The sequence below is a fragment of the Lentibacillus salicampi genome (genome assembly GCF_004565465.1).
In the GTDB taxonomy this organism is placed as follows: Bacteria; Bacillota; Bacilli; order Bacillales; family Amphibacillaceae; genus Lentibacillus; species Lentibacillus salicampi.
The window spans coordinates 1-17,450 of the sequence record NZ_SRHY01000042.1; the positions used below are offsets into that span (position 1 = coordinate 1).

At 40.6% G+C, this 17,450-nt stretch carries 16 protein-coding genes and 3 pseudogenes; 8 read left to right on the forward strand and 11 right to left on the reverse strand.

The window, feature by feature from the left end:
- Positions 1–116 precede the first annotated feature (116 nt).
- Together E4U82_RS16235 and blaI are read left to right on the forward strand one after the other, a co-directional pair.
- A complete protein-coding gene (locus E4U82_RS16235) occupies positions 117–749 on the forward strand; it encodes a penicillin-binding transpeptidase domain-containing protein (RefSeq protein WP_425339534.1) in 633 nt (210 codons plus the stop codon).
- 21 nt (positions 750–770) lie between these two features.
- Entirely contained in the window at positions 771–1,154 is a 384-nt protein-coding gene (gene blaI / locus E4U82_RS16240) for a penicillinase repressor BlaI (RefSeq protein ID WP_010529130.1), read from the forward strand.
- A gap of 143 nt (positions 1,155–1,297) precedes the next feature.
- On the opposite strand, the gene E4U82_RS16245 is transcribed toward blaI, so the two are convergent.
- The 9 genes and pseudogenes from E4U82_RS16245 to E4U82_RS16285 all read right to left on the reverse strand — a co-directional run bounded on the left by E4U82_RS16245 (position 1,298) and on the right by E4U82_RS16285 (position 7,912).
- Complete coding sequence (locus tag E4U82_RS16245; protein ID WP_135111232.1) at positions 1,298–1,774, reverse strand: putative immunity protein; 477 nt, start codon at positions 1,772–1,774, stop codon at positions 1,298–1,300.
- Between the two features lie 61 nt (positions 1,775–1,835).
- A complete protein-coding gene (locus tag E4U82_RS16250; protein ID WP_135111233.1) occupies positions 1,836–2,033 on the reverse strand; it encodes a hypothetical protein in 198 nt (65 codons plus the stop codon).
- A gap of 109 nt (positions 2,034–2,142) precedes the next feature.
- Positions 2,143–2,343 carry a hypothetical protein gene (locus tag E4U82_RS16255; protein WP_135111234.1) on the reverse strand — a complete coding sequence of 67 codons (201 nt, stop codon included), beginning with the start codon at positions 2,341–2,343 and terminating at the stop codon, positions 2,143–2,145.
- 750 nt (positions 2,344–3,093) lie between these two features.
- Positions 3,094–4,215, reverse strand: coding sequence for an NADH-dependent flavin oxidoreductase (locus E4U82_RS16260; protein WP_135111235.1), 1,122 nt, complete (start codon positions 4,213–4,215; stop codon positions 3,094–3,096).
- Between the two features lie 116 nt (positions 4,216–4,331).
- On the reverse strand, positions 4,332–4,970 hold the full coding sequence (locus tag E4U82_RS16265) for an SDR family oxidoreductase (RefSeq protein WP_135111236.1): 639 nt from the start codon (positions 4,968–4,970) through the stop codon (positions 4,332–4,334).
- Between the two features lie 191 nt (positions 4,971–5,161).
- Positions 5,162–5,432, reverse strand: a pseudogene (locus E4U82_RS16270) (aldehyde dehydrogenase family protein).
- Positions 5,433–5,487: 55 nt separating this feature from the next.
- A complete protein-coding gene (locus E4U82_RS16275; protein WP_010529125.1) occupies positions 5,488–6,417 on the reverse strand; it encodes an NADP-dependent oxidoreductase in 930 nt (309 codons plus the stop codon).
- 42 nt (positions 6,418–6,459) lie between these two features.
- A complete protein-coding gene (locus E4U82_RS16280) occupies positions 6,460–7,485 on the reverse strand; it encodes an NADP-dependent oxidoreductase (RefSeq protein ID WP_135111237.1) in 1,026 nt (341 codons plus the stop codon).
- A pseudogene (locus E4U82_RS16285) lies at positions 7,485–7,912 on the reverse strand (organic hydroperoxide resistance protein). Before E4U82_RS16285 ends, E4U82_RS16280 begins: the two are co-directional and overlap by 1 nt.
- A gap of 146 nt (positions 7,913–8,058) precedes the next feature.
- Here E4U82_RS16285 and E4U82_RS16290 point away from each other — a divergent pair.
- The 3 genes and pseudogenes from E4U82_RS16290 to E4U82_RS20360 form a co-directional block, all read left to right on the forward strand.
- Complete coding sequence (locus E4U82_RS16290) at positions 8,059–8,505, forward strand: MarR family winged helix-turn-helix transcriptional regulator (protein ID WP_135111238.1); 447 nt, start codon at positions 8,059–8,061, stop codon at positions 8,503–8,505.
- Between the two features lie 610 nt (positions 8,506–9,115).
- Entirely contained in the window at positions 9,116–9,598 is a 483-nt protein-coding gene (locus E4U82_RS16295) for a CBO0543 family protein (RefSeq protein ID WP_010529121.1), read from the forward strand.
- A 416-nt stretch (positions 9,599–10,014) separates the two neighbouring features.
- Positions 10,015–10,341, forward strand: a pseudogene (locus tag E4U82_RS20360) (hypothetical protein); the annotation flags it as partial.
- Positions 10,342–10,907: 566 nt separating this feature from the next.
- On the opposite strand, the gene E4U82_RS16305 reads toward E4U82_RS20360, so the two are convergent.
- Both E4U82_RS16305 and E4U82_RS16310 read right to left on the reverse strand, forming a co-directional pair.
- Positions 10,908–12,842: a heavy metal translocating P-type ATPase gene (locus E4U82_RS16305; protein WP_135111239.1), complete on the reverse strand. Its 1,935-nt coding sequence runs from the start codon at positions 12,840–12,842 to the stop codon at positions 10,908–10,910.
- 379 nt (positions 12,843–13,221) lie between these two features.
- Positions 13,222–14,403 (reverse strand): MFS transporter, encoded by a 1,182-nt coding sequence (locus tag E4U82_RS16310; protein WP_135111240.1) that lies wholly within the window; start codon positions 14,401–14,403, stop codon positions 13,222–13,224.
- A 152-nt stretch (positions 14,404–14,555) separates the two neighbouring features.
- Here E4U82_RS16310 and E4U82_RS16315 point away from each other — a divergent pair, with 152 nt between their 5' ends.
- From E4U82_RS16315 to E4U82_RS16325, 3 genes are all read left to right on the forward strand, one after another.
- Positions 14,556–14,951, forward strand: a complete 396-nt coding sequence (locus E4U82_RS16315; protein ID WP_342447742.1) for an OsmC family protein — start codon at positions 14,556–14,558, stop codon at positions 14,949–14,951.
- A 78-nt stretch (positions 14,952–15,029) separates the two neighbouring features.
- Positions 15,030–15,842 (forward strand): YfkD famly protein, encoded by an 813-nt coding sequence (locus E4U82_RS16320; protein WP_135111241.1) that lies wholly within the window; start codon positions 15,030–15,032, stop codon positions 15,840–15,842.
- 138 nt (positions 15,843–15,980) lie between these two features.
- Positions 15,981–17,291: a Na+/H+ antiporter family protein gene (locus E4U82_RS16325; protein ID WP_135111242.1), complete on the forward strand. Its 1,311-nt coding sequence runs from the start codon at positions 15,981–15,983 to the stop codon at positions 17,289–17,291.
- Positions 17,292–17,450 lie beyond the last annotated feature (159 nt).

Sequence of the window (17,450 nt, forward strand, 5' to 3'; positions counted from 1 at the left end):
TCAATTTTGGCTTGTTTTTTGTGGTAAATTAACAATACCTTATATTTGAGTGTGCTGCCACTTTAATTTACTGAGATATTTGAGAGGGATGGTTTTAAGCCATCGCGATAGCGATTTTGTTCAATAAAGACAAAAGCACATTACGGGTTTCGCCAAATTCCACGTACAAAATTTACAGTGCACTATTTGCATCGGAGTCCGAAGTCATCACACGAAATGACAACTCCATGAAGTGGAATGGGAACTCGTATCCTTATCAAAGCTGGAACCAGAATCAAAATTTATTTACTGCAATGGAAAATTCCGTAACCTGGTACTTCCAGCAACTGGACAAAAAGGTACAAATGAAGAACATTGAATCTTACCTTGATAAAATACAGTACGGCAATCAGAATCTGTCGGGTGGAATCGAAGACTATTGGCTCGAATCTTCCTTAAAAATTTCACCGATTGAGCAGGTGCGGACACTCAAAGACTTTTATACAAACCAATTTGGATTTGATGGTAAGAACATTCAATTCATAAAAGATGCCATCAAACTGGAGACGAAAGACAGTGCAACACTCTATGGCAAAACCGGCACAGGAACGGTCAACGGGAAAAATGTGAATGGCTGGTTCATTGGATATGTAGAAACGGAAAACAATACGTATTTTTTTGCAACTAATATCGAAAGCGACCGTCATGCCAGTGGTAGTATAGCTGCTGAAATTACGAAATCCATTTTGTACGATAAAGGCATCTATTAACAGGTAAAGGCAGGGAATAACGTGACGAATAAAATACCCACTATATCAGAGTCGGAATGGGAAGTCTTAAAAGTGCTCTGGGAAAAAGCGCCGCAAACAGCAAATGATATCATTTCATCCTTGCAGGCACAAACGAATTGGAAGCCGAAAACCGTACGTACACTGTTGGATCGGCTCACTAAAAAAGAAGTCGTCGGCGTCCATAAAAATCAGAGAGTTTATACATTCTACCCGTTTTATTCCCAAGACGAATGCCAACGTGCCAAAACAGACTCCTTTGTAAAACGATTCTATGACGGCACCTTGAAATCGATGCTCGTTCAATTCATTCAGGATGAAGACCTGTCTGAAGAGGATATTAAAGAACTAAGATCCATATTGGATAAGAAGCAGGATAAAAAATAAGGCTGCCCCCTCTTTAAAAATTGAAAGCATCCTTTGACTACACCTATTGGATTAGTCCAAAGAGTTTCAATTTGACCCTTATATATGACACGGGCGCCAATCTTTTATTCAAGAATGGCGTCCGTTAGTGGCACAATGATGAATCAATTAGATTTATCATCCTTGATGTATCTATTCAGTTCATGTAATTGCCATTTCCGTTCTTCTGTTACCTTGGTCATGTCTTTGTTAAAAGCGAGATTAATTGTCTTAACTGCATAATCCGTTGCCATCATCGCATGACCTCTCATATGGACAACACCAACGGCTTGTCCAATAGACCTCGCAGCTGATTTTGCCGTTTTGCTTTTACATTCCCTTGCTACTTCATGTACTTTAAACCCTGCCTGTCTAACTTGATGGACAGTTGCTTCTCCTTTTTGCCATAGTTCGTTAACCTTGAATCCGTTTGCTATATTTTCATTGTCTGGAAATTCTTTTTCGAGGTATGGGACTACATGCTTCGCGACACTAATTGCCCACTTAGCCAAATCAATCTGCCCAAGAAGGTCAGTATTTTTCTCAATTTCTTGTCTCAATTCCGTGTCATCAACGATTTTAATTTTAGGTTTACCTGCCATAAAACGCCCCCCCCCTATACCTGGCTATTTATTCCGCGAAAGAGCCCGATTGCTTAAAATATCATTTTTGCTCTTTACCAAAAATTAATGCCACTCCTAAAAGAAATACAATGCCTATCAGAATATAGACAAAAAAAGGCGTAGTGTACGTTGGGTTTCTGGCGATGGAAAATACTGCTTCAGCAACTCTTGAAAGGATAATCACCATCGCTAGTGTTAATAAAGATAATCCGGATAGTAGTATGCCAATGTTCTTCACTTTTAAATTCCTTTCTTTCGTAATTCCTTGTTCAACAAAATAGGCCACTTATGAAATATGAACGCATTTATTCCGGATTTGCGCCCGTTTGCTTAACAAAAATGCCAGATTACTTACTTGTATAATCAATCTTTTTATTCCTGACAATGCCCCAGATCACTAATCCAATGAGAAAAATAAATAGCAATGTAAATATAATGCCGTGACCCATTTCTTGATTAGAATAACTTCGATAAGCATAGAAAACCATTGCTACTGAATTTATAAATAATCCTACAAGTATCAATGGGTGGATTTTAACTTTAGGCAACCAAACTTCCCCCTTTCTCCCGCATAATGGCCCTACAATGGCAAATTGAACGCTGTTTTTTATTCCGCAACTGCGCCCTTTAGCTGAAGAATACTTTTATCTTAATACCATTCATTGTAAATTTCTTTAAGAAAACCTTCCGTAATGGTTATTGTTGTTGTTTAACATAAAAGTCAGTCATATAACAATAAAGTTGGTAGCCTTAAAATATTACTGAAATTGATTACCTATCTTCCGCAACGGGCGACGCGACAAGTTCTGCTATAAACACTTTGAGGCACGAAATGCTGGGAACTTTCAAATGAATTCCAACTTTACAACGGAGGGTGAAAATGACGGAACCACGTTTCCCGAATTCATCTCGTCAACAATCCTGAGTGCATCTATTTTTGAGGTATGAAGCCAGTTGATTCGGCAGAACGAAGGCTTGAAGCCTCTCTTCGAGAGAAGGTATGTCGACGGATATCTTGAACGGCTGAAGAACTGGATGGGGCATCTACCAGAATAACAGTAAAATATACAGTTTGTGAGTATAATGGCGTTATGAAAGGTTTTTAAAAAGAAGGTATGTCGACGGATATCTTGAACGGCTGAAGAACTGGATGGGGCATCTACCAGAATAACAGTAAAATATACAGTTTGTGAGTATAATGGCGTTATGAAAGGTTTTTAAAAAGTCCGTAACCATTATTATTGGAATCAATCTTATGAAAAGCCACCTTTTTGTAGGTGGCAAAGGCTTTAAATCTGTTAATCAACACCAGGGAACCATCCAGGGGTGTGGATAATCGCTTTCCAAAGAGGATTCGGTACGACCAGCCGATCTTGACCATTTGTATCTAAAATCGTCTCAATATCGGAAGCCTTTCCTTGTTCGATTTTGCCTACCCAGTCGGGATCTATAATAAGTTCGCGTCCTAAAGCTAGCAAAGGTACATCGCTTTGGATTGCGGATCGGGCATCCTCGGCTGAGTAGATGGAGCCTACTCCGACAACAGGGACTTTGTTCCCTACACGATCTTGGATGATGTCTAAGCGTGAACGTGTATCTTCCAAGCCTCGTCTAGGACGGGACCAAAAATTCATTAGTGAAACATGAATGTAATCCAGTTCCTGATCGGCTAAAACATCGACGAATTCCAACGTGTCCGCCATTGTAATACCTGGAGTTTGGGGTTCTTCAGGAGAAAGCCGGTGCCCCACGATGAATGGATCTTTTGCGTGGTCACCCACGGTTTTCTGGATCTCATTGATGACAGCCAGTGGAAAGTTCATTCGTTTTTTCAGGCTTCCACCCCAGTGGTCGTCACGATGATTTGAATGAGGAGAAAAGAACTGATGGATCAGGTATCCATTCGCTCCATGGATTTCAACCCCGTCGAATCCGGCTTGAATGGCTCGACGGGCGCCCTCCCCATACGCATGAATGATTTCCTTAATTTCGCCATCCTCTAATGCACGGGGAACCGGTTCGTTCTCTCCTGCCGGAACTGCACTAGCACTGACAATGTCCCCATTTGGGACTAAATCCGGTGGACACAACCGTCCGCCATGATAAATTTGCAAGACCGCTTTGGCGCCTTGATCTTGAATCGTTGTCGCCAACCTTCTTAATCCCGGGATCATATCATCATTGTGCACGCCAATTTCGCCGGAGAAGCCTTTGCCGCCTGCTGTCACATTGGCACAGGCTGTGACGACCATGCTGACCCCTTTTGAACGACGTTTATAATATTTCACTTCATCATCAGAAACCGTTCCGTCCGAATTTGAGGACCAGTTGGTCATGGGGGCCATGACCACACGATTCTTCAATCGGGTACCATTCGGAAAAGAAAAGGATTCAAATAATGGCTGGTATTTTTCATTCAACGTTTTTGCCTCCCCTTTATAACTTCAACCTTAAAAAAGATTATTTTACAAAAATTTCCTATAATAAAAACAACCTATCGCATATCATATAAATACTTTCATTACTCGCAAATTCCTTAGATATTCCTTAGTGCCTCTTCAATCGGAACATCGCCTGAGAGAATTTCAAACACCCGATGGGATGTATTTTCTGTATCTAGTGAAGTGACAGCAACCTGCGCTACATCAGCACGCGGAATGCCATTGGAACGGTCTTCGATATGTTCCGCCGCGGTAATGGTCCCATTGGCAGGTTCGTTTAATAACCTTCCGGGACGGAGAATGGTATAATTCAAATGGCCGGATTGCAGGTTTTTGTCCGCATCGCCTTTTGCTTTGAAATAATATTTCATGGACTCCGGACCATTATCAGGGGTATCAGCATTCATTGAACTGACCATGATAAAACGCTTTACATGATTATTTTCTGCCTCGTTCACCGCCTTCATAGCACCTTGGCGATCCACCAATTCCGTTTTTTCAGGACCGGTATGGCCACCGGAACCAGCGGTAAAAATCACCGCATCGCAACCGTCAAAAGCATAAGAAAAATCCTGTTCTAAATCGGCAACAACAACCTCCGCCCCTAAATGTTCTAGTTCATTCGCCTGATTTTCGTTGCGAATCATCGCCTTTGCTTGATGTTCGCTCTTGTCCAGGACAGATAAAATATGTTGTCCAATTTGTCCATATGCACCGATCACTAATACTTTCATATCAACAGCTCCTCATCTACTAATTTCACAGCTTTAACTGATGGTTATTTTTCATCCCCAATATTTAAATTTATCTTCTCTAGTAGGATTAAACAATCGAATCAATTCCATTAAGCAGTCTCTTATACGCTATCAATACCGAATTCATCAAGTATGGATTCGATATTGAACTTTTATTCTATTTTACCACGCTAGCCCTTAATCAAAATAAGACCATAATCGCGTCTTTCGTGTTGGACAGATACCCATTGTACTGTTGTGAATTCGTCAAGAATCCAGTCCCTATTAAATCGACCAAGACCTGATTCTTTTTCCCCGCCAAACGGGACGTGGGACTCGTCATTAACGGTGATCATTGACATGAACCATACCGATATGAAGTCTTCTAGCGATGTTTACCCTATGTTCTAAGGAATCAGAATGGAAGGCTCCGCCTAAGCCATACGGTGAATCGTTGGCGATGTCACTCCTTTGCCATGAAAAAAATCGTTAGTAAAATCTGTGCACTTTCCTTACCTTACCCCACTCGGAGGACAATTTTTCCTTTGGCATGATGTGTTTCACTTAATCGGTGGGCTTCTTGAATCTCCTCAAGTTTCATAACTGTCCCTACATTTGCGCGAATCTTTCCTTGTTCAATCATTTCCCCGATCTTGGCAAGCTGTTCACCATCAGGTTCAAGGAAAACATAGCCCGCTTTCACCTTTTTCGTTTGGGATAATTCCTGATCAGGCTGATCAGCAATAGAAACCAGAACACCTTCTTCTTTTAAAACATCATAACTTTGCGTCTGGATGTCACCGCCAAGCGTATCAAACACAATGTCCATATCGGCAAGAACATGTGTGAAATCTTCGTTGCGGTAATCAATAACTTTGTCTGCCCCCAGCGATTTAACAAATTCAACATTTTTCGTGCTGCATGTCGTTGCCACCCAGGCACCCAAGGATTTTGCTAGTTGAATGGCAAAACTTCCAACTCCTCCTGATCCAGCGTGAATTAACACTTTGTCACCTTGTTTGATGTCAGCAAAGTCATCAAGACATTGCCACGATGTTAATCCAACAAGCGGAATTGATGCAGCTTCTTCAAAAGATTGATTTTCCGGTTTTTTTGCAACAAGGTTTTCATCAACAGCTACATATTCCGCATAAGTTCCATTACGGGTTATATCCGGCCGGGTAAATACCTTGTCTCCGACCCTGAATTTCGTCACTTTTTTTCCTATCTCTTTTATTGTTCCTGCGGCATCCAAACCGAGAGTAAGCGGAAAGTTATAATCCAGCATTCCTTTCAGATACCCCTCACGTATTTTCCAATCAACGGGGTTTACGGACGTAGCTGCTATCTCAATCAAGACGTCATTGTCTTTCAATTTTGGTTCGTCTACCTCCGTATACTTTAACTCATCGATGCTGCCGTAATTTTCAATAATAACTGCTTTCAATTTGGGTCCTCCTTCATCATGTATTTCCTTATTTCTAATTCGTTATTCCTCATCGACTTTTATAAGTTGCTTGCCAAGATTTTCACCTTTAAACAACCCAAGAAAAGCTTCTGGTACGTTCTCAAATCCTTCCACAATATTTTCTTCATATTTCAGTTTCCCCTCGGCTAACCAGCTTGAAAGATCCCGGATACCTTCACTGAAACGGTCAGCATAGTCACCAATGATAAAGCCTTTGATCAATCCACGGCTCTTAATGAGTTTTGTCTGAATTCTTGGACCTAAATCACCGTCCGTCCGGTTATAAGACGAAATTGCACCGCAAAGAGGGATGCGTGCAAATTCATTTAATAGATTTATCGCTGCGTCAGAAATTGGTCCGCCGACATTGTCAAAATATATATCTATTCCATTTGGGCAGGCTTTCTCAAGCGCCTTTTCCATATTTGGAGAGGTTTTATAGTTAATCGTTTCGTCAAAGCCAAGTTCCTGCTTTAAGTAGGTTGTCTTTTCATCGGAACCAGCAATTCCGACAACTCGAGCTCCTTTAATTTTGGCAATCTGTCCAACGATCATACCAACCGCTCCTGCTGCACCGGATACAACAACTGTTTCCCCTTCTTTTGGCTGACCAATATCAAGCAGACCAAAATAAGCAGTCAAGCCAGTTAAGCCAAGGACATTCAGGTATGCGGTCAGAGGAGCGATTGTTTCATCAATTTTACGTACCTTAGATTCTTGAATAACGTTATATCGCTGCCATCCGAGCGTCCCGACTACTTTATCACCGACGCTTAACTGATCTGAATCAGACAAAACGACCTCTCCAATAATTCCGCCACAGATCATCTCATTTAATTCGAAAGGTTTCACATACGATTTTGCATCATCCATCCTGCCTCTCATATACGGATCAACAGATAAATAGATTGTTTTAACAAGAACCTCTCCTTCTTCCGGTTGTGGTACAGGACTGTCTTTAAATGTAAAATTCTCTTTTGTTGGCAGCCCTTTTGGGCGCTTTGCCAATAGAATCTGACTATTTTTCAATTTTTCTTTTAATGTCATTATCTTTCCACCCCTTTAGCCTTCAAGTCGACTGCAATATTATCCCTGGTTGCTTTGGAGTATGGACAGATTTGATGGGCGGATTCAACAAGTTGTTCAGCTACTTCTTGTTCAATCCCGGAATTGTAACATCCAATGCAACAGTAAGAGCAAAACCTCCATCGGTATCTTTTCCTATTGATACTTGCGCTTTCACCTCTGTTTCGTCAATTTTAATTCGTTGCTTTCTGGCAGCCAGATTCAACGCACTGTCAAAGCAGGCCGCATACCCAGCGGAAAATAATTGTTCCGGATTGGTCCCTTCTCCCCCTGCACCGCCAAGTGATTTAGGCATTACTAATGGCATATCAATTATCTTATCATCTGAAATCACACGTCCATTACGTCCACCTCTGACAGTGGATGAAGCAGTATATAAAGCATTCAAGTTTATTACCCCAATTTAATTTTGTGCAATTTAATTGCGCGATACTTATTAAACCATAAAAAGTTCTTCTCGTCAAAAAACCAGTTTGACATTTTATGAACTTCCATATAGTTTAAAATAGAGAAGGACTGAAAGGATGATAATTAATGGAGAAAGATGAAGCAATAAAATTAAACAACCAACTGTGTTTTTCTATCTATTCATTATCAAGGGAAATAAATAAATTGTATCGTCCGTTTTTGGAAGAACTCAATTTAACGTATACACAGTATCTTGTCATGCTTGTTTTGTGGGAAAAAGAATCCTGTACAATGAAGGAGTTGGGAGACAGTCTTTTTCTCGATTCCGGAACACTTTCCCCAGTGCTCAAGCGCCTTACAGAAAGAGCGTTAACATACCGAAAACGAGATCCCGATGATGAAAGACGTGTATTAATTTCCTTAACTGAAGAAGGAAAACAATTAAAGGAAACGGCAGCGGAGATTCCCGGTAGGCTTATTAAAAAGAGTGGTCTCACTGAAGAGGAATTTTCGAGAACCCTTTTCGACTTCACAAATTTATTACAGCATATTCAGCAAGCGAATACAGAGTAAATCATGTGCCTCAGCAAAAAGGAAAGAAAAGGTAACAGGCCCCTCTTTCCTTTTTACAGTTTAAATGCCTTTCTCTTACTAGAATATTCTTGTATCCGGGATGGCTGATGCTCCTGAAAAAAATCCAAAATCAACCATAAAAAAGGTGACAACCTCACCTCCATAAATTAAACTACATTTTTCTTCCTCAGCTGTGCCTTTGTAACTCCTTTTTACAAATCTCCCCCATCTCCCTCGATCCCTTATCCCACTTGACCTCAACCCTTGTTTCATCCATAGAAATCCCGTCTTTCATCCCTTACATGAAGGAGATTTAACTCTTATTTTTACTATTTATTTTAAGAAATTTAATACAAATAACCAGGCAGTTTAGTCAAAAAAATAATAGTTTGTCGCTCTTGGTTTCTTCTTTTCAACAGTCGAATATTGGGATGAACACTACAATGATTGGTCAAAGGATAGAATTGACCACGTCAAGACATTCGTTCAATTACGCAAAGGTTTTCAAAAAACGTGGGTTCGTAAATTGTGACACGTGATTCGCAAAATGAATAAATTCCCCCACAATGCAAATAATAAACCTATCCCTAACAAAAGAGGTGAGTCACCCATGGAACGTTTAATGTTAAAAGGCCTGTTGGCCGCGTGTGTCGGAATTTTACCCTTCATATTCAAAAAGGGACCTTTACCAATTTTAATCATTGCCTTCCTTTTTAAGGCCTTTGTAGCAAGCTTAGTCGATACTTACGTGGTGGAATCCAAACGAATTAGGTATCCCGTTCGCTTTCTGTCCAAACACTTCAAACTGAACATCCTCTATGATTATTTGATGTACCCGATCATTGGCGTCATCTATACCCGAATGACTTACACTTCCAACCCGGTGATGATCTTGTTAAAGACACTCGTCTTCAGCATCCCGATGACAATCGGACAATGGTTTTTGGAAAAAACAACAAAACTGTTCAAATATCATCATTGGAACCTTGGTCATTCATTCGCCACCCTCACAGGCACACTCTTGTTTGAGAGAAGTTTTATCGGACTTGTTAAAAAGGTGACCAAAGGTGGTCAAAGGGATACAGATTCTTGAGGTTTCGTCTCCTTGACTGACCGCGACTATTAGTTTGAGGATACTCCGTAAAAGAAATCAATAAAGTAGAACGGTCCTCTTTATTACAACTATGATTAAGGAAAATCACACAACCCTCCGTAAAAGAAGATTGTATGGTGTGTTTTTTATCACGAAGCAAGATACTGTATCGCCTGGCTACTGACAATTAACCATGTGACCAAAATACCATTGGCAAAAGACCCAACAAAGATTAAGCGTTTTTCTCAACGCCTTGAAAAAGGGGATTAAGAAGGTAAATGGTCTGTATCAAAATGTCTTGAGGATTTTCGCCATTTTTCAAAACACCTTTTGAAAGACTCTTTTGGAACCCAACCCATACAAGGGGTACAGCCTTATTCTGCCATTTCGGAGGACTTGCAAAAACATCCTTATTGAATATTTGTTTCATCTTAAGTTTCCACGGTAATATCGAAGAAGCTATGTACCAAACAGAATATGGATGGTTGATGTTTTATCCTTGTTTATACTTTTTTGCAATATGGGATGCTTTCAAAGATGCTGGTGGAGGAAAAGAACCTTATTCTTTTTTGCCATTTGTTTTTTCGGCCTATTTTGTGACTGTAGGTACGATCTATTCACCAAAACTAATGCTATTTGGGGTATTGTTGGGGCCCATCTGGCTTTCAATGCTAAGCGTACTCCCGGGTTTATTTGTGGGATTTTTGTTAAAAAGGATACTTACAAAAAGGCTGCCCCCATGATCAGCCTTTTCCTTAGTCAAATGTATTTCTAATCAACATAACCGCATACTTTTGAAAGCAATACACTATAAATATGTGATAAAAAAGTATCTTCCCCCTTATTCAACAAAATGGCCCTATTGTTGAACTAGCTCAACTTACTTTTCATACATTTATATTAACATAAAATGATCGTTTTCATAACATTTCCAATATAAATTTATCGATGATATAACGAATATGGCGTAATTAGCATTAAGGATAACATATGAATTAGCATCTGTTTTAACGCGTCGCCAATTAACAGCGGTACACAGATTTATGCACTGTTGTTAATTACATCGCTATTTCATATGCTAATTTTAGTGTTAAAGTTGCAAAACGCTGGTATATCAATAAAAAATGGGTATACAAATCATATGCGATTTGCATCCCTAAATAGAGCATTATTCGTCATTTTCTCCCCCATAACTGAACCCGTTAAACCAATAAGGGAGTTTTTTTATAACTTTTTAGTATTTTGTACTCCAAAATCGAACCCGTTACTCGTTTGTGAGCTGGTGTTTTTTGCGAACTATAATTTTATTTTATTTCAACAACCGCAATCCATTTAAGATAACAAGGATGGTGCTGCCTTCATGTCCAATCACACCTAAGGGCAAATCAAGCACTTGCAAAAAGTTGGATGCAATTAGCAAAACGATTACTCCAAGTGAAAATATAACATTCTGTCCAACCACTTTATTCATGCGCGATGATAAATGAATGGCGTTGGTAATCTTCGGCAAATCATTTTTCATTAATACGACATCAGCGGTTTCCAATGCGACATCCGTTCCTTTGCCCATTGCTATTCCAAGATTGGCGCTTGCCAATGCAGGGGCATCGTTAATGCCATCACCAACCATTGCCACATTTTTGTAGGCTGTTCGGAGTTGTTTGACCTGGGTTACTTTTTCTTCCGGCAGGCATTCCGCAATGTAATGATCAATTCCGGCTTCCTGGGCAATTGCTTTTGCGGTGGTTTCATTATCCCCAGTCAGCATGATGGTGTAGACGCCTTGTTTTTTTAACGCTTTGATGGCTTGCTTGGTATCGTTTCTGATGGTATCTTTCAGTGCATAGAGTGCAATAACGTTATCATTATGTTTTACGAATACGACTGTTTTCCCTTCTTTGGCCAGACGTTCGGCAATTCCATTGTGAAAACAGGATGCTTCCGACTCACCCACAAATGCGGCTTTCCCGATTTTCCATTGTTCCTGATCGACATATGCAGTTACACCATTGCCGCTTACAGTTGTTACCTGTTCAACAGTTCGCTTGGGGCCATTGGAGTGAGCTTCACTGTATGCTGTTATCGCTTGTGCAAGCGGATGTGTTGATTCACGTTCAATCGCTCCCGCAATAGCTAGTACGGTTTCCTTATCTGCATTAGTATCCACAAAGGCTTCGGTGACTTCCGGGGTGCCATTGGTTAATGTACCTGTTTTATCAAACGCAATTGCCTTCACGTGGCTCAGGTTTTCAACATGGACACCACCTTTAAACAGGACACCATTCTTAGCACTGCTGGAGATAGCCGATAATGTTGCCGGCATAATCGATGCAACGAGTGCGCAAGGTGAAGCAACAACAAGCAGAATCATTGCCCGGTAGATACTTTCGGATAAGGACCATCCGAAAAGAAAATACGGTAAAAACATCATGACGGCGACCGTGGCAAGAACAACTTTCACATAGGTTCCTTCAAAATGTTCGATAAACAATTGGGACGGGGACTTTTCCTCTTGTGCTGATTGTACCATTTGAATGATTTTCTGGAATAGTGTCTCATTTGCAGGCTTTGTGATTTTTACCGAAATGGAACCATCTAATGCAACAGTCCCAGCAAAAACATCATGGCTGTTTAACTTAGTGACCGGCACGGATTCCCCTGTAATCGCACTCTCGTCAATTGCTGTCGTCCCTTTGATAATCACGCCATCAGCGGGGACACGCTCACCTGCCCGCACAAGAATAATGTCCTCCAGCTGCAACTCGGAAACAGGGACAACTTTTTCGTGCCCGTTTGATATGCGTAATGCCCGCTCAGGCTGCAGATCCATGAGTGATGAAATTTCTTTATTACTCTTTTGCATCGTATAGGTTTCAAGCGCACCGGACAGTGCAAAGATAAAGATTAGAATGGCACCCTCTGTCCAGTAACCGATGGAAGCAGAGCCAATTGCAGCGAAAACCATCAGCATTTCCACATTCAGTTCCTTGTTTGCGATGGTTTCCTGAATTCCTTCTTTTGCTTTGGCATAACCACCGATAACAAAAGCAGTCAGGTACAGAATTACCGTTAAAGCAGGTGGGATACTGTTACTTATAGCCCAGGTAACGAGGATAAGCAGGCCGCTGAATAATGCCGCTATTAACTCCGCATGTTCGCTAATCTTCTTATACACATTGTGAATAACCGTTGGATGAAACATTTGAGATGTTGGTGATGCTAATGGCTTGGATTTGGACGTCATTTTGTTTGTCCTCCCAATTTATAATTATTATAAATAAATATTTATTATTATATTACCATTAGATTAAATAAAGTCAAGCGGTATTTGGCCTATTTTAAAAAAATCTTTGAAGAGGCGAACATGGCAGGAGCGGGAAAATATCGGGCAGAGCGCAGAATGCTCGGGGTATTTTACTGCTTAGGTTGAAAATGTGACAACATCAGCGAGGAAATTGTGAACATCACCCGATTTTGTGACAACATCAGCGAACACCCCCAAACGTACTGAGCAATTAAGGAAGACGAAAAGACCCGAAAAAATATCAGCAGGAGCGCGGAATAATCGCTAGAAGGAACGAAACACCAGCAGCGACGCGAGCTGCCATAAATGTATGGACACATCAGCCCAGAGCTGATGTGTCCATGTTTACGCCGACATTCTTTTTGAAATATGTTGCGGCCAGTATAATAACAAGCATAAAGACGATCACATAAAAGAATGAAACTCCAGGGAAATATTCGATGAACAATCCGCCGATGTATGGCCCAAGAATACTGCCGGTACTGAAGGCGATTCCTGTCATTAGATTTCCGGCTGGTAACAATGATGCAGGCAAAATATCTGCCAAAAACGAAATACTTAATGAAAATAATGAACCGACGAGCATGCCCGCCAATGCGAAAGTAATAAATAACGCTACAGCGGATGTTTCCAGCAAAGCTGAAATCAGAAAGCAGACGGCTCCGGCAGATATAACCATAAGTAATATATTCCTTCTCCCGTAGCGGTCGCTCATTATGCCCAATGGGATTTGCGTTATCAGACTCCCGGCGGCAAAGCAGGGTATAATGAGCGACAGCATGCCAACTTCATGTCCAATCCGCAATCCGTAGACAGGAAATATTCCGTGTAAGGTTGCTTCCAAAAATCCATACCCAAATGCAGGAAGAAGTGCGACCCACGCTATTTTTCCGGTTTGTATAAATCGTCCAATTGAACTGGAGTTAGCGCCGGTGCCAACGTCATTTGCTTCAGGCATTTGATTTCGAACAAAGAACATGAATGACCAAACAATGATACTAAGCAGTGCCGATATCAGAAAAGGTAATGCTTCATGAACGGATAGAAAGCGTGTCATTAATGGTCCCAGTGTGAATCCAAGTCCAAAGAACAAACCATAGAATGCAATATTTTTTCCGCGTGAATCTTTTGGACTTGTCGTGGTAATCCATGTTTGTGTTCCAAAATGCAGCATGTTATCACCAATGCCAACTGTTACCCGTAACATAAACCAAAACCATAATGACTGCCAAAATGGGAATAAAAACATGGAAACAAATACAAGCATTCCGCCAACGACGATAATCGGCTTGAAACCGAATTTACGCATTGGTTTTTCCATAAAAGGAGACGCTATCAGTACACCGATGTATAAGCCGGTTGCATGTATGCCATTCACAGATGAGGGGACGCCTTTTTGTTCCAGAATAATAGCTAATAAAGGAAGCAGCATCCCTTGTGAGAAACCTGATATGGAAACGAGTGAAATTAATATCCAAAACCTTGTCTTTATTGATGCCAATTTACTTCCTCCCGCTAACCAAAGTCGTTTTTTAATGTAATTGTTTTCGTGGAAAAGGTCAAACCGGAGCAATTTGTTGTATCAAATAATGTTAGAAGATGTACAATGAAGGTTAAACTGTAAATAAAGATTTTTTTCCAAGGAGTGAGCTGATGATGAATTTTTATTTGAGAGAAGAAGGAATGCAGATTGACTTTGACTATGGACAATTGGATATTTCAAGCGATGAAGCACATGGCTTTCGTCCATATCAATTGATGGTTGCCTCGATTGCAGGCTGCAGCGGATCTGTTTTTCGTAAAATAATTAACAAACAGCGGATGGACTATGACGATTTGACGATAACTGCTGAAGTTGAACGAAATCCAGAAGAAGCAGATAAAATCGAACAAATAGATCTTTATTATTACGTTAAGGGGCGTCAGTTAAACCCTGACAGGCTCCATAAAAACCTGGAATTATCGCGAAAAAACTGTTCCATGGTCCGTTCTGTTGAGGACAGTATTACAATTAATGAGCATTTGGAGGTTATCGAGCTGAGCCGCTGAAATAATAAATAGGTATAATATTCATGTGTCCGAAAAAACTAACAAATAACCAATAAGCAACAAGGAAGGATGGGACACATGAAAAAAGAAAAGTTCCTTATAGCGTTAATTGTGTTTGTTCTCGTTTGGTTATTTCCCTTTGCCGGTTTTAGCGCAGAGAAGGAAAAGGACAAAGATGAGCAAAAGAAAGAGTTTGAAGTGCCAAGCCATGTATTGAATATATCAAAGGAAAATACGTACCCGAACTCAACCGAAGACCAGGAAATAGTAAAACCAAGTGAATTAACGAGTGAGCTGATTGATGGGTTGGAGGACATAACAATTGAAAATCCTGATTTAATTAAAATGTTTAACGAAACATCAATTAATCCATCACCACTTGCGTTTGGCTATCGCGGCATGATTTATCTTGGGCGGTGGGCACTTAATTACAAGTCAGATGAAACAAACATAAACTGGGAGTACCAAAAAATAAATACAAACGAATCAAATAACATCGACGGTGATACAGATCAAAAAATGCAGTACAACCAGCAGGAAAAGAAAGAAATTAAGGGAGCATTAACAAACAGAATTACCAGTCCGGCTGACATTAAAAAAATGATGTTACTGGAGGCAAAAGAGCAAACGAACTTACCGCTTTCCTATAACACAACGATTGGGAAAGGTACCAAAAAGGAGAATTCCTATAATGTACCGGCAAAAAAATACGGTCATTTGCAGGCATACGCTCCAGCAGTTAATGAGAAAGGACAGGTAACATTCGGACAGGTATACGTTAAATTGAAAGGCTCCAAAAAATCAATCGTCATAAAAAATGTTACTAAACAAGGAATTGGCGCATGGATACCAATACAGGATCATGTTTCATTCTCCTTTCAATTAAGATAAGTCCTGAAATGATTCAGGGCTTTTCTTATGGTATCTATAAAGTAGCTGATGAAGAACTTTAATTTTAGGGGTTGATTTCGTCGCTTTAATGCTTTATCATAATAAAGTATTAAAGATATGGAGAGGGGAAACGCGAATATGGAATGGGTTGTAGTTGTATCCGTTCTGGTTATGACGATTTTAAGTCTACTGCGGGTTAACGTTATTATTGCAATCATTGCAGCAGCAATTGTTGCCGGATTAATGTCTGGACTCTCCGTTGTTGATTCGATAGAAATGCTTGTAAGTGGAATGGGGGGCCAGGCCAGTACTGCATTAAGTTACATTTTACTTGGAGCATTTGCGGTAGCAATCAGTTATACCGGTATTACGGCAATTCTGGTGAACTATCTTATTAAAGTCTTAACAGGAAAGAAAACGATAATGCTGCTGGTTCTTGCTGGTGTCGCATCATTATCACAAAATCTGGTACCAGTTCATATTGCATTTATACCAATTTTAATTCCACCATTATTAAAGCTGTTTGATGATATGAAAGTTGACCGTCGTGGCGTGGCGGCAGCATTGACATTTGGGTTAAAGGCTCCATATGTCATGATTCCGGCAGGGTTTGGCCTTCTTTTTCATGAAACGATTATCAAAGGGATGGGGCAAAATGGAGTTGAAATATCACTAACCGAAACGACATTATCCATGTTAATTCCCGGATCCGGCATGATTGTTGGCTTGTTGATAGCGATATTCATTACCTATCGAAAAGACCGTGAATCCATTCCGGGTGCAGGCGGCGGGGAGGTAAACTTTACCGCCCCTGTACAAGGCGACGTTACATTCAATAAAAAACACGCGTTGACACTTGTTGCGATTACAGCAGCATTGCTGGTGCAGATTTTCACAGGAAATCTGATTGCTGGAGCATTAACCGGGCTAATTCTGATGTTCCTGCTTCTGGTTGTTCCTTTTAAAAATGGCGACAAAGTGATGGCCGACGGAATTTCGATGATGGGGACAATTGCTTTTGTGATGCTAGTGGCTTCTGGATTTGGAAACATACTAACGGAAACCGGTGCTGTGGATGCACTGGTTGAAGTGTCGTCAGGTTATCTTACTGACAATCAGCCATTAATTGCACTTATTTTGTTATTGGTAGGTTTAGTAGTAACAATCGGTATCGGTTCATCTTTTGGAACAATTCCTATTATTGCCGCGCTTTATGTACCAATCTGTATTACAGCTGGTTTTTCTCCGATGGCAACAGCTGCACTGATTGGAACGGCGGGAGCATTGGGTGATGCGGGTTCACCGGCATCAGACAGTACACTTGGGCCAACATCCGGCTTGAACGCGGATGGGAAGCACCACCATATCTGGGATACATGCGTACCAACGTTTATGCACTATAATATCCCATTATTCATTTTCGGCTGGGTCGCAGCTATCGTGCTATAATGGAGGATTATTTGTACGGCTTGTCGGTTGTAATAACATAGTGGATGTAATTGCGAACTAAAAAATAAGCTAGATTCGTAATTAGTAAGAATATCTGATTGTGCCGATGACAGAATGAAAAGCTTAGGGTATTCCAATAACGGGTTCAAGTAATGGGGG

Excerpts from the sequence above, each read along its gene's own strand:
- E4U82_RS16245 (WP_135111232.1), bottom strand. The coding sequence starts at position 1,774 with ATGGCAGGTAAACCTAAAATTAAAATCGTTGATGACACGGAATTGAGA.
- E4U82_RS16265 (WP_135111236.1), bottom strand. The coding sequence starts at position 4,970 with ATGAAAGTATTAGTGATCGGTGCATATGGACAAATTGGACAACATATT.
- E4U82_RS16280 (WP_135111237.1), bottom strand. The coding sequence starts at position 7,485 with ATGACATTAAAAGAAAAATTGAAAAATAGTCAGATTCTATTGGCAAAG.
- E4U82_RS16290 (WP_135111238.1), top strand. The coding sequence starts at position 8,059 with ATGGAGAAAGATGAAGCAATAAAATTAAACAACCAACTGTGTTTTTCT.
- E4U82_RS16295 (WP_010529121.1), top strand. The coding sequence starts at position 9,116 with ATGGAACGTTTAATGTTAAAAGGCCTGTTGGCCGCGTGTGTCGGAATT.
- E4U82_RS16305 (WP_135111239.1), bottom strand. The coding sequence starts at position 12,842 with ATGACGTCCAAATCCAAGCCATTAGCATCACCAACATCTCAAATGTTT.
- E4U82_RS16315 (WP_342447742.1), top strand. The coding sequence starts at position 14,556 with ATGATGAATTTTTATTTGAGAGAAGAAGGAATGCAGATTGACTTTGAC.
- E4U82_RS16320 (WP_135111241.1), top strand. The coding sequence starts at position 15,030 with ATGAAAAAAGAAAAGTTCCTTATAGCGTTAATTGTGTTTGTTCTCGTT.
- E4U82_RS16325 (WP_135111242.1), top strand. The coding sequence starts at position 15,981 with ATGGAATGGGTTGTAGTTGTATCCGTTCTGGTTATGACGATTTTAAGT.